This is a genomic window from Aquaspirillum soli (genome assembly GCF_054781915.1).
This window is the reverse complement of record NZ_BAAGTM010000001.1, coordinates 187,892-204,163: the sequence shown is the minus strand read 5'-3', so window position 1 is coordinate 204,163 and position 16,272 is coordinate 187,892. Positions and strand designations below refer to the sequence as shown.

At 47.9% G+C, this 16,272-nt stretch carries 17 protein-coding genes and 1 tRNA gene; 12 read left to right on the top strand and 6 right to left on the bottom strand.

What is annotated here, in order from left to right:
* The first annotated feature begins 205 nt into the window (after positions 1-205).
* Genes iscR through iscX form a run of 8 tightly spaced genes read left to right on the top strand, consistent with a single transcriptional unit; the run spans position 206 to position 5,711 of the window.
* Positions 206-691: a Fe-S cluster assembly transcriptional regulator IscR gene (gene iscR, locus ACYVJG_RS01085; RefSeq protein ID WP_022652948.1), complete on the top strand. Its 486-nt coding sequence runs from the start codon at positions 206-208 to the stop codon at positions 689-691.
* 31 nt (positions 692-722) lie between these two features.
* Positions 723-1,946, top strand: coding sequence for an IscS subfamily cysteine desulfurase (locus ACYVJG_RS01080; protein WP_460429376.1), 1,224 nt, complete (start codon positions 723-725; stop codon positions 1,944-1,946).
* Positions 1,947-1,973: 27 nt separating this feature from the next.
* Complete coding sequence (gene iscU, locus ACYVJG_RS01075; RefSeq protein ID WP_022652950.1) at positions 1,974-2,366, top strand: Fe-S cluster assembly scaffold IscU; 393 nt, start codon at positions 1,974-1,976, stop codon at positions 2,364-2,366.
* A gap of 24 nt (positions 2,367-2,390) precedes the next feature.
* Positions 2,391-2,714, top strand: a complete 324-nt coding sequence (gene iscA / locus ACYVJG_RS01070; RefSeq protein WP_460429375.1) for an iron-sulfur cluster assembly protein IscA — start codon at positions 2,391-2,393, stop codon at positions 2,712-2,714.
* The gene (hscB, locus tag ACYVJG_RS01065) at positions 2,711-3,238 is read left to right on the top strand and encodes a Fe-S protein assembly co-chaperone HscB (RefSeq protein ID WP_460429374.1); all 528 of its coding nucleotides are present in this window, start codon (positions 2,711-2,713) and stop codon (positions 3,236-3,238) included. The genes iscA and hscB overlap by 4 nt, the downstream gene beginning before the upstream one ends.
* A 57-nt stretch (positions 3,239-3,295) precedes the next feature.
* A complete protein-coding gene (gene hscA / locus ACYVJG_RS01060) occupies positions 3,296-5,155 on the top strand; it encodes a Fe-S protein assembly chaperone HscA (RefSeq protein WP_460429373.1) in 1,860 nt (619 codons plus the stop codon).
* An 11-nt stretch (positions 5,156-5,166) separates the two neighbouring features.
* Positions 5,167-5,505, top strand: coding sequence for an ISC system 2Fe-2S type ferredoxin (fdx, locus tag ACYVJG_RS01055; RefSeq protein ID WP_022652954.1), 339 nt, complete (start codon positions 5,167-5,169; stop codon positions 5,503-5,505).
* Between the two features lie 11 nt (positions 5,506-5,516).
* The gene (gene iscX, locus ACYVJG_RS01050; protein ID WP_460429372.1) at positions 5,517-5,711 is read left to right on the top strand and encodes a Fe-S cluster assembly protein IscX; all 195 of its coding nucleotides are present in this window, start codon (positions 5,517-5,519) and stop codon (positions 5,709-5,711) included.
* Between the two features lie 47 nt (positions 5,712-5,758).
* Here iscX and ACYVJG_RS01045 read toward each other — a convergent pair whose 3' ends face one another.
* The 5 genes from ACYVJG_RS01045 to ACYVJG_RS01025 all read right to left on the bottom strand — a co-directional run bounded on the left by ACYVJG_RS01045 (position 5,759) and on the right by ACYVJG_RS01025 (position 12,103).
* Complete coding sequence (locus ACYVJG_RS01045; protein WP_460429371.1) at positions 5,759-6,415, bottom strand: DUF3226 domain-containing protein; 657 nt, start codon at positions 6,413-6,415, stop codon at positions 5,759-5,761.
* Between the two features lie 11 nt (positions 6,416-6,426).
* Positions 6,427-7,593, bottom strand: a complete 1,167-nt coding sequence (locus tag ACYVJG_RS01040) for an AAA family ATPase (protein WP_460429370.1) — start codon at positions 7,591-7,593, stop codon at positions 6,427-6,429.
* A 67-nt stretch (positions 7,594-7,660) separates the two neighbouring features.
* Positions 7,661-9,331: a VWA domain-containing protein gene (locus tag ACYVJG_RS01035; RefSeq protein WP_460429369.1), complete on the bottom strand. Its 1,671-nt coding sequence runs from the start codon at positions 9,329-9,331 to the stop codon at positions 7,661-7,663.
* A 4-nt stretch (positions 9,332-9,335) separates the two neighbouring features.
* Entirely contained in the window at positions 9,336-11,795 is a 2,460-nt protein-coding gene (locus tag ACYVJG_RS01030) for an AAA family ATPase (RefSeq protein ID WP_460429368.1), read from the bottom strand.
* 233 nt (positions 11,796-12,028) lie between these two features.
* Positions 12,029-12,103: transfer RNA gene (locus ACYVJG_RS01025), tRNA-Arg, on the bottom strand.
* Between the two features lie 71 nt (positions 12,104-12,174).
* Between ACYVJG_RS01025 and ACYVJG_RS01020 the strand changes: the two genes are divergently transcribed.
* Positions 12,175-13,095 carry an isochorismatase family protein gene (locus tag ACYVJG_RS01020; RefSeq protein ID WP_460429367.1) on the top strand — a complete coding sequence of 307 codons (921 nt, stop codon included), beginning with the start codon at positions 12,175-12,177 and terminating at the stop codon, positions 13,093-13,095.
* A gap of 58 nt (positions 13,096-13,153) precedes the next feature.
* Here ACYVJG_RS01020 and ACYVJG_RS01015 read toward each other — a convergent pair whose 3' ends face one another.
* Complete coding sequence (locus tag ACYVJG_RS01015) at positions 13,154-14,131, bottom strand: polyprenyl synthetase family protein (protein WP_460429366.1); 978 nt, start codon at positions 14,129-14,131, stop codon at positions 13,154-13,156.
* Between the two features lie 194 nt (positions 14,132-14,325).
* Between ACYVJG_RS01015 and rplU the strand changes: the two genes are divergently transcribed.
* From rplU to obgE, 3 genes are all read left to right on the top strand, one after another.
* Positions 14,326-14,637: a 50S ribosomal protein L21 gene (gene rplU, locus ACYVJG_RS01010; protein WP_022652972.1), complete on the top strand. Its 312-nt coding sequence runs from the start codon at positions 14,326-14,328 to the stop codon at positions 14,635-14,637.
* Between the two features lie 18 nt (positions 14,638-14,655).
* Positions 14,656-14,934, top strand: a complete 279-nt coding sequence (gene rpmA, locus ACYVJG_RS01005; protein ID WP_460429365.1) for a 50S ribosomal protein L27 — start codon at positions 14,656-14,658, stop codon at positions 14,932-14,934.
* Between the two features lie 139 nt (positions 14,935-15,073).
* Positions 15,074-16,228, top strand: a complete 1,155-nt coding sequence (gene obgE, locus ACYVJG_RS01000) for a GTPase ObgE (RefSeq protein ID WP_022652970.1) — start codon at positions 15,074-15,076, stop codon at positions 16,226-16,228.
* Positions 16,229-16,272: the final 44 nt, after the last annotated feature.

Here is a 16,272-nt window from a genome sequence, read left to right as displayed (position 1 = left end):
TTGCTTAAGCAATGCTTAGCGAATGTACCTGTTTTCACAGTGGTAGGGCAAAACATTTTTTGCAGTGCAATATGAAAAAATTGCCGAAAAAACCGAAAGTTGTTACAGCTTTTTTGCCTGCGGTGGCCACGGGGTATAAGTTGACTAAATTACTCGGATATTTTATGCTGTGAAACAGGATTGATACCGGAAGGAAAGCCTAATCATGCGCTTGACCACCAAAGGCCGTTTTGCTGTTACCGCCATGCTCGACCTTGCCCTACGGCAAGCCAATGGCCCCGTTACGCTTGCCGGCATCAGTGAGCGACAAGGCATCTCGCTTTCCTACCTCGAACAACTTTTTGGCAAGCTGCGCCGCGCAGCCTTGGTGGAAAGTGTTCGCGGGCCGGGGGGAGGCTATTGTTTAGCCAAAAATACCGAAGATATTTCTGTCGCCGACATCATTATCGCGGTAGATGAACCGCTGGATGCAACGCAATGTGGCGGCCAAGAAAATTGCCGTGGCAAACAACGCTGCATGACACATGATTTATGGACTGACCTCAACCGCACCTTATTTGCGTATTTGGCCAATATCAATTTGGCCAGTTTGGTTGAAAAACAGCACCACCATGAGCAAAACAGCTTGTTACAAGATCGCCGCCCCACAACCCGCAGCGCTGAACACAATCGTGGCCTTGATGCCCGCTAAGTAAATTGATTTTGTGATCGCCAACATCTACATGAGCCCAACTACCATGAACCGCCCTATTTATCTCGATTACTCTGCCACGACTCCACTCGACCCTCGCGTCGCAGAAAAAATGATTCCCTACCTCACCGAACACTTTGGCAATCCAGCCTCGCGTTCACATGCCTATGGTTGGGAAGCTGAAGCAGCGGTAGAAGAAGCGCGAGCACAAGTTGCCCAGTTGGTTAACTGTGATCCAAAAGAAATCGTTTGGACCTCGGGTGCCACAGAATCGAACAATTTGGCGTTGAAAGGGGCCGCCCATTTTTACCAATCTAAGGGCAAACACCTGATTACGGTAAAAACCGAACACAAGGCGATTCTCGACACCACACGCGAGTTAGAACGCGAAGGATTTGAAGTCACCTATTTAACGCCACAAGAAAATGGTCTGGTTGATCTCAAGGTATTGGCTGATGCCATTCGCCCAGACACCATTTTGGTGTCGGTGATGTATGTCAATAATGAGATTGGTGTGATCCAAGACATTCCCGCTATCGGTCAACTGTGCCGTGAAAAAGGGGTGTTGTTCCATGTCGATGCCGCCCAAGCCACCGGCAAAGTGGTGATTGATCTTAGCCAATTAAAAGTCGATTTAATGAGCTTCTCAGCGCATAAAACCTATGGCCCTAAAGGGATTGGTGCCTTGTATGTGCGCCGTAAACCACGGGTGCGCTTAGAGGCACAAATGCACGGCGGTGGTCACGAACGCGGTATGCGCTCGGGCACATTAGCGACCCATCAAATTGTCGGTATGGGTGAAGCCTTCCGTTTAGCACGTGAAGAAATGGCAACCGAAAACGAGCGCATTCGCATGTTGCGTGACCGTCTCTGGAAAGGGTTGTCTGACATTGAAGCGGTGTATTTGAATGGCGATTTAGAACAGCGCGTGCCGCACAATCTGAATGTCAGCTTTGCCTATGTTGAAGGCGAAAGCTTGATTATGGCGATTAAAGACCTTGCCGTGTCCAGTGGTTCGGCATGTACCTCGGCCTCACTCGAACCGTCTTATGTGTTGCGTGCCCTTGGCCGTAATGATGAATTAGCACACAGCTCGATTCGCTTCTCGATTGGTCGTTTTACCACCGAAGCCGATGTCGATTTCACCATCAAATTGCTGCACGACAAAATCGGCAAACTGCGTGAATTGTCGCCGCTGTGGGATATGTATAAAGAAGGCATCGACCTCTCTACCGTGCAATGGGCAGCGCACTAACCTTAAATTCAATTTGGAGAATAGATCATGGCATATAGCGAAAAAGTCCTCGACCACTACGAAAACCCACGCAATGTCGGTGCTTTTGACAAAGGTGATGATTCGATTGGCACCGGCATGGTCGGCGCGCCAGCCTGTGGTGATGTGATGAAATTGCAGATCAAGGTGAATGAGCAAGGTGTGATTGAAGATGCCAAGTTCAAAACCTATGGTTGTGGCTCGGCGATTGCATCGAGTTCTTTGGTCACCGAATGGGTCAAAGGCAAAACCCTCGATCAGGCTTTAGCGATTAAAAACACCGCCATTGCTGAAGAATTGGCCTTGCCACCGGTGAAAATTCACTGTTCGATTTTGGCAGAAGATGCCATCAAAGCTGCTGTCAGCGATTACAAACAAAAACATGGCCTGTCTGCGGAATAAGGCACTTTTTTGGGAGAAGAGATAATGCCAATTACCCTTACCGAATCAGCTGCACTGCATGTGCAAAACACCCTGCAACGCCGTGGTAAAGGCCTAGGGCTGCGCCTTGGTGTACGGACCTCGGGCTGCTCTGGTATGGCGTATAAATTGGAATTTGTCGATCAGCCAGCCGAAGACGACATCAGCTTTGAAAGTCATGGCGTGACCTTGTTCACCGATGCCAAGAGTTTGGTGTATATCGACGGCACCGAGCTAGACTTTGTGCGCGAAGGCTTGAACGAAGGCTTTAAGTTCAACAACCCAAATGTCAAAAATGAATGTGGTTGTGGCGAAAGCTTTAACGTATGAACTTAAACAGCGACCACTTCACGCTGTTTGGCCTCAAACAGCAGTTCGCCGTGGATACAGCGGCTTTGGATGCGGCCTATCGGCAAATCCAAAGCCAAGTTCATCCTGATCGTTTTGCACAGGCTTCCGACACCGAAAAGCGGCTTGCCTTGCAATGGGCAACACATGCGAATGAGGCTTATCAAACCCTGAAACATCCGATTTCACGGGGACGCTATCTGTTACAGCTTGCCGGTGTCGATACAGCCGAAGAGCAAAACACCGCCATGCCGACAGCCTTTTTAATGGCACAAATGGAATGGCGCGAGGCGATTGAGCAAGCCCAAACGGGACACGATGTCAGTCAGTTAGAGAAATTGTCGGCCGCCTTACACGACGATAGCCAAGCGCTGATTGAACAATTAGCCCATTGCCTCGACCACGATCCTGATTTGCCACAGGCGGCATTGTTGGTACGCAAGCTGCGTTTTCTCGACAAATTAGAACAAGACATCAGTGATGCCATTGAAGGGCTGTTGTTCTAAACTGCGCGCCAGCTTAGACCCGATCTGCCCTCACCCTATCACACGTAATGGATTTTTATGGCTCTCTTGCAAATTGCTGAACCCGGGCTATCAACCGCCCCCCATCAACACCGTCTTGCAGTAGGTATCGATCTTGGCACCACCCATTCTTTGGTTGCCAGCGTCCGCAGTGGTATCGCATCGGCTTTGCCTGATGCACGCGGTCGTGTGCTATTACCTTCGGTGGTTCACTATCGGGAAGATCAAGGGGTAGATGTCGGCTATGATGCACGTGCCTGTCAAACGCAAGATCCACATAACACCATTGTGTCGGTAAAACGGTTTATGGGACGTGGGTTGGCCGATCTCCCTGATGCGTCTAGTTTGCCGTATCAATTTGTCGATGGCCCGGGGATGGTCGAACTACAGACCCGCGCAGGCCGCAAGAGCCCAGTACAAATTTCCGCCGATATTCTCAAGGCCTTGAAAGTACGAGCTGAAGCGACGTTAGGCGGTGAATTAACTGGCGCGGTGATTACCGTACCAGCCTATTTCGATGACGCCCAACGGCAAGCGACAAAAGACGCGGCAAAATTGGCGGGGCTGAATGTATTACGGCTGTTAAATGAGCCAACTGCCGCTGCCATTGCCTACGGTTTGGACAATGCCTCGGAAGGGGTATATGCGGTTTATGACTTAGGCGGTGGAACGTTTGATATTTCCATCCTCAAGTTAAGCCGAGGGGTGTTTGAAGTGCTGGCCACCAGCGGCGATTCCGCCTTGGGTGGTGATGACTTCGATCAACGCATTTTTTGTTGGATGCTACAAACGGCCAATTTGTCACAACTGTCTGACAGCGACACCCGTTTGTTATTAACCCATGCCCGCACAGCAAAAGAATCGCTGACTGAGCATGAAGAAGCCCTGATTCAAGCGGTGTTATCCGATGGTCGCTGGATTGAACTGACGTTAACGCAAGATTTGTTTAACGACATGACCAAAACATTGGTCGAAAAAACCTTGCTCCCTGTACGCCGTGCCCTACGCGATGCCCGCTTACAGGTTGGCGATATCAAAGGGGTGGTGTTGGTCGGTGGTGCCACGCGGATGCCACATATTCGCAAAGCGGTGGCGGAGTTTTTTGGTCAAACGCCCTTAACCAATCTCGATCCTGACCAAGTGGTTGCCTTAGGCGCAGCGATGCAGGCGAATGTGTTGGCAGGGAATAAAGTTGATGATGACTGGTTGTTGTTGGATGTGATTCCCTTATCGCTTGGTTTGGAAACGATGGGTGGCTTGGTGGAGAAAGTCATCCCACGCAATAGCACCATCCCTACCGCCCGCGCCCAAGAATTCACCACTTTTAAAGATGGCCAAACGGCGATGGCGATTCATGTCGTACAAGGTGAACGGGAGTTGGTCAGCGATTGCCGCAGTTTGGCGCGATTTGAGTTGCGCGGTATTCCGCCGATGGTGGCTGGCGCAGCACGCATTCGGGTCAGTTTCCAAATTGATGCCGATGGTTTGCTATCGGTCTCTGCCCGTGAATTGTCCAGCGGTGTCGAGGCCAGTATCAGTGTGAAACCGAGTTATGGTTTAACTGATGAGCAGATTGCCCATATGTTGACCGACTCGTTATCGCATGTGAAAGACGATATTGCTGCACGAAAATTGCGTGAGGCGATTATTGATGCAGAAAGTCTGATTGCCACCACGGAAAATGCCTTACAAGCGGATGGTGATTTATTAGCAGTCGAAGAACGCTCGCGCATTGATAACGCCATTGCCGCCTTACGCAGCGCCATCACGGCACAAGCAACAGTTGCCATTAACCAAGCGACTTCACGCCTCAATACCGTCACCGGCGATTTTGCCGCTGCACGAATGGACCGAAATATCCGCCGCGCCTTGGCAGGGCAGAAAATCACCGATCTATAAAGGATGCCACCATGCCAAAAATCATCGTTCTACCTCATGCTGATTTGTGCCCTGAAGGCACCATGTTTGATGCTGAAAGTGGGCAAAGTATTTGTGATGCCCTACTCGAAAACGACATTGAAATTGAACACGCGTGTGAAATGTCGTGTGCCTGTACCACCTGTCATGTCGTAGTGCGCGAGGGTTTTGAATCGCTCGAACCGTCGGATGAATTGGAAGACGATATGTTGGATAAGGCGTGGGGCTTAGAGCCAAACTCACGTTTATCCTGTCAGGCCATGATTGCCGATCAAGATTTAGTGGTCGAGCTGCCGCGTTATACCGTTAACCATGCCCGCGAGCATCATTAAGGAGCGACACGATGAAATGGACTGATAGCCGCGATATTGCGATTGCTTTAACGGAAACACACCCCGACATCGACCCAACAACAGTCCGTTTTACGGATTTGATGCAGTGGGTATTGGCTTTAGATGGCTTTGACGATGATCCAAAACATTGTGGTGAGAAAATTTTAGAAGCCATTCAAATGATGTGGATTGAAGAAGCCGAATAATCCACTCAACACCGCCCCATTGCCGTATGGAATGGGGCGGTTTTTTATTACGAATTTTGAGCAGGAAACACTGCCTTTAACCAATTCACCAAACCGGTATAAAGCGGTGCAGCAACATCGAGTAGCTTACCCTCTATCGCATAATACAGCCCCTCTCCAGGTTTCTCCTGCCAAGCCAGCCAAGTTGCTACTTCCGCCTTACTTAACCGCACAGTTTTAAACTTTGGAGCAGTGAGCGAAGCTACCGTATTTTTAGCCTCAATCAAAAGTGGCTGTTCAGTTAAAGACACGGTTTGTTTAATCCAATCTTCTAACATACCCTCTGCTGCATTATCTGGCATCACCCATACACCAAAATCGGGCAAACCATCATTGTGTTGGTAGAGCAACCCACCTGTGGCTAAAACCTGAGGTGATCTGTCATATCCTAAAGAAATCACTTTTTGGGTAATCTGCTTTTTTGTGTTAGAAAATCCACCACCATCAGAGATTCGATCTGCGTCAACCACAATAGCCAATGCTTGCAATCGACCATCGTTTAAGTCATTGATGAGCGTTTCTAGCATATTGAGTATGCCTTGCTTGGTATTTTTACGCCCACCCACTTCAACAGGTGGCGCCACTCGAACGCCAGCAAGAATAGTATTTGATCGACATAACATTTCAAAAAAAGCCCGATCCGCTTCACCTTCAACCAACAACAAACGGTCAACCATTAGCGCACCTCAACATCGGCTTGGGTAATGTTGAATAATTTTTGCTCATCAAACACCGTCGCAATCACCCGACCTTGATCGCTAGTTCTTACACTACGGCCAACACGGAATAACACACCTTCTATTGCCGTTTTTTCAATCGCAACTTTTGCAAAACTCTCAATGCAATCCCAGCTATGTGTTGTTGCAAACACCTGAATATTTAATTTTTCCGCTAAATCAAATACCAATTCCCATACTTTTTTCTGCACACTGTAATGCAGCCCATTTTCAAATTCATCAATCAGTAAAAACCCGCCTTTGGCAGAAAATATCTTGAGTATCAATTGTAAAATACGCAACATACCATCACCCATGCTATTCAACGGCACAGGCTGATCTTGCCCTGCAAGGCGAACTTTTGCGGTTCGGCTTAAGGATTGATTAGAAAACGATTTTTTCTGTTGTTCAGTACGAACAAAGGTAATGTCTAAAAAGTCAGGCGCAATGAGTTTTAATGCTGATTTAACAGTATCTTGATGGTCGGTCAGTGCAATTTTATCCCACTCATCGGCTAATTCATCTAACGAAATAAATTGAGTTGGAATGACGTTACAAGGCAATATATTCAACCCTGAAAGGGGAGGGTAGGCTCTTGTCCGGATTGCATTGATTTTATCAAAACGAATACTAGCATGGTGTCCGTTTTTATGAATAAAAAGTGCATCCAGTAGTTCGCCCTCTAAATCATCTAGCTGATCTTTTGCAATACGTTTAAGACGATTTTTAGTAATTTCCTCACCATTCTCATGAATGATTTCCGACCATTCTAGTAGATATCCATGCTCAATCGTGAGTCGATTAGCTCCCTCGATTTCACCAATTACAATTTTTGCATCATTATCGGGAAACTTTCTGCCAGTAAAAAAAGCTTGAAAGGGTATTTCATTATCAAATAGCTCATTGATATTATTAGAGATATAGACACGTTCATCATGACTGGATGCAAGCATTTCAAGCAAACGTAAATTTGCATTCCCTGCATAGATTCGTATAGCTTCTAATACAGTCGTTTTACCTGAATTATTTTTTCCAACAATCAAATTAACACGACCTAATTTATTGACTTGGAAATTTTCAAGAATACGAAAATTTTTTATATCGAGTGATTTTAAGTGCATTTTCATCTCCTAAGAGAAAGCAGAATCATCATAGGAATTTAATATTATGAATATCCGTCTGGGGCAGTTTGACTTATAGCACGACCACTTCATCACTGAATGGATCATCAACCCGAGAGCCTGCACACAGCACCGAATACACCATACAATTCAGCGTGTTTTTTTGTGTTTCGATTGTGCGGAGAAAGGCTGTCGATACGGCGCAATCGCCATCGGAGATCATCAGCACATCGGCTTTTTTGAAGTTCTCGTGCCGTTTAATCAGTTCAAAAGCACGTTGCAATGGCGTTTCAAAGTCTGTTCCACCACCAAACCCTGTCCCCAAAAACTGCAACAAACCAGCAAGATCGGCTTTGCCATCCATCGCAAATTCGCGGATTTCTCCACTCGAACCAAACAACAGCACATGCAAAGCGCGGTCTTCACGTTTTAAAATCAGCGATATCGCCAGCAACAACGCTTTTGCCCGCAGCAACGGCAAACCGGCCATGCTGCCCGAGGTATCCAAACACGCGACAATCGGCCCTGTGCGTTTTTTGCGTGTTTCTGTGGTTTCGCCCACACCTAAAGTGATGCCGCTTAATTCGTAGGTCAACAGGTTTTTCTCGAGCAAGCGCGCAAAAAACAAGGTTTCGAGGGTGTCATCTTCCAGATTCGACAACTCACTCGGCAACATCCGCATCACATCATCGCTACGGTGAACGCCATGCACTTCGCTTTTGCTGGCTTCGGGGATACGCGACCGTTTGCGGTGTTCTTCGCTCAGATAATGGCGGCCCATTTTGCGAACAAGATCACGAATTTGGGCGTTTTCTTGTAGTTGCTTTGCCAATGCTTGGAAATCTTCCTGACAGGCTTTTAATTCGCCATACGACAAATCCGCACCAGTGGCACGCAAAAAACCTTCCGCGTGATCGTAAGCAGTGCTGATTTCTTGCAACCACTGGCCGAAACCATCAAGTTTTTTCAACACATCAGCAGGAAGATTTTCGTCAGCGATTTCGCGCTGATAGTCTTGCAACGTGCCCAGTTCATCGCGAATGCGCGCTATATTGCTGGCGCTCAGCGGCAGGTTTTTGAAAAATTCGTGATGCGCTTGCCAATCTAATTCAGTTGGTTGGCTGGCCGGCGAGGGCGGGCGGCGAGGCGTGTTGTGTTCGCCGCTGTCGTCGTCCTCGTCATCACCGAAATCATTTTCCCAATCCCACAACCGCCATTTCGTTGCTCCCAAGCGGCTTTCGGCAGTGCGCTTTAGCTCGCGGATAGTGGGTTCCCATGTGCTATCAATCCAGTTCAATGGGTTCAACTGATCCCACAAAGAAGGCGCACCGCTTTCAAGCGTTTTCACACATTTGCTAGAGAATTGATGACAGTTTTTAATCACCAAGCCATAAAACGACCGTTCACCGACATCGAATAATGAACGCTCCGCCACCGCGTCATGCCCCACTGCGCCGTGGCGATCACAAGAAACATAGATTTTGCTACCCAATAGGCTTTTTGAAGTAAAGCTATCGGGACTGCTAAGCTGCACTTCACTTTCAGCAATCCCATCGACCACGATATTAGAGATTTGCCGGCGGCCAACATAAATCCCAGAATGCTCCACCGCTACCCATAAATCACAATACAACACACTCCCCGGCACAGGGCGCACTTTGCTGCGGAAAGTGTTGTCGATGAAATATTTAATGGGTTTTATCCCAAATTTTAGCGCAGCCAATGCAGCAGAAAGTATCGTCATGGTGTTAAATCCACAGATTGTCTTTCAACTGCAAAGCCAGCAAATCAACCATTTTTTCACCGTCTTGCTTGGGTGTTTGTTCGGTTGTCGTCGTCTTTGGTGCTGTTACACCAACTTGGCGTAAAGTCGGGACATTATTTTGATGATCCCATTGCCAAACCTGCTCGAAATCCCAACCGAGGGTTAATTCAAAATAATGCTGTTTCCATTGCGCAGCAGCAACAGTTTTACCTTCCAGACCATTACCATCATCACCTATCTGATTTGAACCGAGGGCCTGTTGTATAGCTATAGCTTGAGCTTGCACAGCAGTCAAATGTGACCTCAAAATACTACCCACAACAAGATTACTACCGGTTTGCTTTGAATCACTTTCAATCGAAATATTATGTTCTAAGCGGCCACCATTTTTATTTTCTGCAACAATACGGTAACCTCTCACCTCAGCCAAAGGGCCAATCGCACAATGACGCACCACACTGTTATCACAATAACGTGCAATCCCGCAATTCAAACTACCGCCTCCAGATACAATACAACGCTCTACTACAGTTCCCTTGTTGAGTAAAAAGACGATACCAGCATATCCAGAATATTGTGATCCGTGAACCTTCACTTCACAATCAAGAACTTGGCAATTATATACTTTACCATTACCATGAATTAGTGGCCCTCCTGTCGTACGACAACGCACAATCTGGCTATTTCCTGCTTCCACTACAAAAGACCACGCTTCACAATCAAGCAAGGTGCAACCAGTGATGCTGTATCTAATCAATCTCTTTTCTGCTTGACATGCCAAAATGGTTGTTTTTTCTGCATTTCGAGCAATCGCACTTTCACCAAGCCGGATGTTTTGTAGCTGTGAATTGCGCACCATATTGAATAACGGAGTTTCACCTTTTCGATCAAGACGAAAACCGTTCCCCTCGTAATGTCCCTGAAAATCAAATGTTGGCCAATGACTAATCGCTGAAAAATCTAGGTCGGCTGTTTGGCGGAAGTGATAGCCTTTTTGTCCGACATCCGCACGCGCCAAATCCATAAAATCTTCCACCGAACGAATTAACAGCGGATCGTCAGCCATGCCACTGCCGACAAAACCTTTCACGATGGTATTAATTTTACAGGAGGACGTGTTTATAGCAGAGAAAGGCTGAGATTCATTTTTTTCCAAAATCAAAATTAAATCATCAGTATTAATTTTATCTCCAACTCCAACTTTCACTTCTTTCACTACACCTGAATACTCAGCAGTAACTTCCACAACAACTTTATCGGTTTCTACTGTAATTAGTCTATCATCTCGATGTACGATATCACCAACTTTCACAAAAACTTCAATTACATCACCATGTCCATGAATACCTGTCAGATACTGTTTTAAAATTAAGGATGTAAAATTAGGCTCATTGAGTATTTCACCATCGCTATCCACTTCATAAACCGGAATATTTTTCTCTTTGTCCATCGGCACCAAGCGGCTTAGGCCTTTCAAAGTCGATGTAATGATCTCTCGGACTTTGGGTGCATTATCGGGGTGGTTCCACAAACAATCTTTCAACAACAACACATCAGACAAATCTACCTCGCGCCGACCATTGCTGGCCGCAGAAACCCGTAGCAATTTAATAATTTTTTTCAAGCGGCGATCAGATAAACTTTCACGCACATCTTCTTGAAAGGCTTGTTTATGTTGTTGCCAAATACTTTGGATACCTTGAACAATATCATTTGGAATCGTGACAGTTTTCGCAGCCTGACGTAAGCGCGCTATTTCATGCCGTGTTAAACGATCTTCCGGCGCAAACTCGGGTTCTGTCGTTGTATTGAATAACAGTTCAAAACGATCTTCACTGACATAATCCACAAAAATACGCACCAAAAACCGATCATATAAAGCACCTAAAGCCTCATCATCGGTGGGTAATTCGTTCGAAGCAGCAATTAACGCCTGTAAAGGAACAGTTTGGGCTTGAGCGCCGTTGTGATACATGCGCTCGTTAAGAATCGTTAATAACGCATTGAGAATAGAAGAACTGGCTTTAAAAATTTCATCTAAAAAAGCCACATTGACAGTGGGTAAATAGCCCTGAGTATTGCGCTTAAAACGGTCGGCTTTTAATTCGGTAATAGAAAGTGGGCCGAATAATTCTTCTGGTGTCGAAAATTTGGTGAGCAGATATTCAAAATAATCATGCCCATCTTGATCATCACTTAAGACTTGTGCAATTCGCCGCGCAACCAAACTTTTCCCAGTCCCCGGCGGGCCAACCAACACCAGATTTTCCTCGGCTAATACGGTTAACAATGCTGCTTTTAACACTCCCTCACGCTCAACCAAACCCTGATTTAACAAAGCCAACAGGCGTTGTAGTTTAGTTTTAAAACTGGCGGCTTCGGGCGAAAGCGAAGAGAGAGGGGCGGCGGCGGTCTGTGGACGCGGTTGTAGAACTTGGCTCATCGTTGGCTCAACAAACAGAAGAATAGAAAACGAATGCCAAGTGTTTCAGAGATGACGTGCGAAAGCAATTTTTTATGACCGATGTTTGCAAAAACCGTAAACTTATCCAGCAATACGGCTGTGCCTTGCAGGATGTTGCTTTGATTTGTGCGGCAAAAACGGGGAAATTTGGCGATGTTTAAGGCAAGATATGATCTGATGTTTGCCGAAACCAACACGCTGCGTAGCAGGTTTGGCGTCTCCACCGGGAATCGAACCCAGATTTAGGTCTTAGGAGGACCTCGTTCTATCCATTGAACTATAGAGACCTCGGCACGACTATTATTCTAACTTTTACCAGCGGCTCGGTACAGAGCGCCATTTTGATGAGGGACATCACATGCTAATCGACGTCAATCAAGCCACATTACTTGTGGTTGATATTCAAGAAAAATTACTCCCAGCCATTCACGACCCACAAAACCACGTCACACAAGTCAGAAAACTGATTAAAGCGGCGGTGGATGCCAATTTGCCGGTGGTGTTTTCCGAGCAATATCCAAAAGGGATTGGCCATACCGTAGCCGCAATACGCGAATGTGCGCCGGATGCACCGGTGGTAGAAAAAATGCACTTTTCTTGTGTTGCTGCCGATTGTCTGCCAAGCAGCCTGTTAGAACGGCCACAGGTGGTGTTATGTGGCATGGAAGCGCATGTTTGCGTATTGCAAACCGCCCTTGAACTAAAAGCATTAGGTAAAACCGTGTTTATCGTCAGCGATTGCATTGCTTCGCGTAGCGAACACGATTACCAAACCGCGCTGCGCCGCTATGAACAAGAAGGCATTTATCTGGTTACACGCGAAATGGTGTTGTTCGAGAGTTTGCGTGTTTCCGGTACGCCGCTTTTCCGCCAGATGAGCCAAAGCTATTTAGTCGAAGGCAATGTGCGTTTATCACGACAAACCGAGGAAGAAGGGGTGGTCTATAGCGCCAGTTTACAAGGGAAACCCTTTAGCGACATTTTGCCGCTGCTGACCACAGAACCCCTACCCAGCAAACTAGAAGCCCCACACCAACTGAATTGCGCGGGTTTCACTCTGGAAAATAAAGCGGGACAAGCCGGTTCGTGGAAAGTGTATGCCTATTTACATCGGCATTATGGCGTGATTGATCGCGAAGCAGCAAAAGCCGGACTGAAACTGTATGCAGAACACACGCTAGATGCGATTTTATCTCCGGGTAAACACCCAAATATCGACCGCTTGCTTGCGATTGCCGCAGGCAGACAACCCGCATTACAGCTACACGCCCACGCTTAACAAACGCGCCGCCCTGTTACGGGGCGGCGTTTTTTATGATGATTCGTACTACTTGGGTTTAGGCGTCGCGATTGACTGCCAGTTGAGCCAGTTCTTGCATCGCGGTTTTAACCGGACTGTCTGGAATCACTGCCAATGCTGCAATCGCCTTGGCTGCGACGGCCTCGGCCTGTTGACGGGCATAAGCCAACGCACCCGAACGGTGAACCGCAGCTAACACGGCATCGAAGTGGTCACGGCTGGCATTTTGCAATGCGTCCCGCACCAACTCGGCATCTGCCGTTTCACCTTGCCGCATCACATAAATCAACGGCAACGTGGGTTTACCTTCGGCCAAGTCATCGCCGAGGGATTTACCAATCGTGCCCGCATCACCCGAGTAATCCAGCACATCATCAATAATCTGGAATGCCGTCCCCAAATACATACCGTAATCGGCAAGCGCTTGGATATGGGATTCATCGGCTTTCGCTGCCAACGCGCCAACACGCCCCGCCGCTTGAAACAGTTTTGCCGTTTTATATTGAATGACTTGCAGATATTGTTGTTCATCAATATCGGTGTTACCGATATTTAACAACTGCAATACCTCGCCTTCCGCAATGATGTTGGTGGCTTCGGCCATCACTTCTAAGATACGCATATCGTGACAGCTGACCATCATTTGAAAAGCACGAGTGTAGAGAAAATCGCCGACAAGCACGCTGGCAGCATTGCCAAACAGCGCGTTAGCGGTTTCTCGACCTCGGCGCAAATCCGATTCGTCAACCACATCATCATGCAACAAAGTCGCGGTGTGAATAAATTCGATCATGGCGGCCAGCTCGTGTGCGACAGGGCCTTGTAAACCGCAGGCTTGCGCCGACAGCAATACCAAGGCTGGCCGCAGGCGTTTACCACCGGCACCAATAATGTATTCAGCGACCTGACGAATCAGAACCACATCTGAATAGAGGCGCGCGCGGATGACGCGATCAACCGCATGCATATCTTCAGCAATCAGAGAGCGAAACAACGGTGCCGACACAGCCCGCATCCTATGAACAAAAAACCGCGCAATCATAGCAGAAAACCGCCAATAGGCCGAATATCGCTACCTGAAGCAGGCGTGCTTACAAGGAAAACCGGCGACTCTTGGCGCAGAAATTTGACCGAATTCAGGCACTTGCGTACAATGCTTTTTTTCTCGCTCAACGTGGCGAGATTTTTTATTCTCATGGAGTACCAGTCATGTATGCGGTCGTAAAAACTGGTGGCAAACAGTACAAAGTTGCCATCGGCGAAAAACTTAAAGTAGAACAGATACCTGCAGACATCGACAGCCAAATCACCTTGAACGAGGTGTTGTTGGTTGCCGACGGCGAACAGGTTGTAGTCGGCACCCCACTGGTTGCAGGCGCCTCGATTCAAGCTACCGTGATTTCTCACGGCCGCGGCGAAAAAATCCGCATTTTCAAAATGCGTCGCCGTAAGCACTATCAAAAGCATCAAGGCCATCGCCAGAACTACACCGAAATTCGCATCGACGCGATTTCCAAGTAATCTCAGGAGCGTATACACATGGCACATAAAAAGGCAGGCGGCAGTTCACGTAACGGTCGCGACTCACAGGCAAAACGTCTGGGTACCAAAGTTTACGGCGGCGAGTTGATCCCCGCTGGTTCCATCATCATTCGTCAACGTGGCACTCGTTTCCACGCTGGTGATAACGTCGGTATGGGTAAAGACCACACCTTGTTTGCAAAAGTTGACGGTTACGTCTCTTTTGCAGTCAAAGGTGCTAACAAACGCAAAACTGTGTTTGTGACCCCTTACACTGGCGAAGAAGCTGCTGCGTAATTCAGCTTCCAGACAGCTGTTCTAAGCCCTATCCTCACGATAGGGCTTTTTTGTTTTTACTGATTTCAGCACTCACGGTGGCGTGGCGCTTGGCATCGAGCGGTGGTTTCAGAGGCTGAAGTCGATACAGAGGATGAACATGAAGTTTATTGACGAAGCACGAATTGAAGTCATGGCTGGTAAGGGTGGCAACGGCTCGGCCAGTATGCGCCGTGAGAAATTTGTCCCACGAGGCGGCCCCGATGGCGGCGACGGTGGGCGTGGTGGTAGTGTCGTCGCGGTGGCTGATGAAAATATCAACACGCTGGTTGAATACCGTTTTGTTAAAAAATACATCGCGAAAAATGGCGAAAATGGCCGTGGTGCAGATTGTTATGGCAAAGGCGGTGATGATATTGAGCTGCGGATGCCAGTCGGCACGGTGATTGTTGATGCCGACACCGGACAACAACTGGCCGACTTAGCCAAACACGGCGAACGCGTGGTGTTAGCGCAAGGCGGCAAGGGTGGCTTGGGTAATATCCACTTTAAATCATCGGTCAACCGCGCCCCACGCCAATTCACCCACGGTGAAGCAGGTGAAATTCGTTCGCTGCGCTTAGAACTGAAAGTCTTGGCGGATGTTGGTTTATTAGGGATGCCGAATGCTGGCAAATCGACTTTGATTCGGTCGATTTCAGCGGCGCGCCCCAAAGTGGCGGATTATCCTTTCACCACCCTGCATCCTAATTTAGGTGTGGTGCGCTTAGATGAAAACCGCAGTTTTGTGGTGGCGGATATTCCCGGCTTGATTGAAGGGGCGGCAGAAGGCGCCGGTTTAGGACATCGTTTCTTAAAACATCTGGCCCGTACCGGTTTATTATTACACGTCGTCGATTTAGCACCCTTTGACGAAAACGTCGATCCGGTGGCCGAAGCACACGCCATCGTGAATGAATTGCGTAAATATGATGAAACGCTGTACCAAAAACCTCGCTGGCTGGTCCTGAACAAACTGGATATGATTCCAGAAGAAGAACAGCAAGCGCGCATTGATGCTTTCTTAACCGCCTATGGTTTTGATCGCAGCCCAGTGGAGTCTTTTGCAGAATACGATCCACAGCGGCCACGTTATTTCACCGTTTCAGCCCTATCGAGCGAAGGCACTCGCGATTTGTGCTATGCCATCGCCGAACATTTGGAATGGTTAAAAGCCCATCAACAACCCAGTGCCACAACAGACGCAGAAGCCGCTGTTGCTGCCACGACGACCGCCGCGCTCAAACCTGCTACGGCAGAATCCTCCCCGTCCTAACACGAGAGCGGGTGAAGGGGGAGCGCGGTTTTTTGGGAAATTTG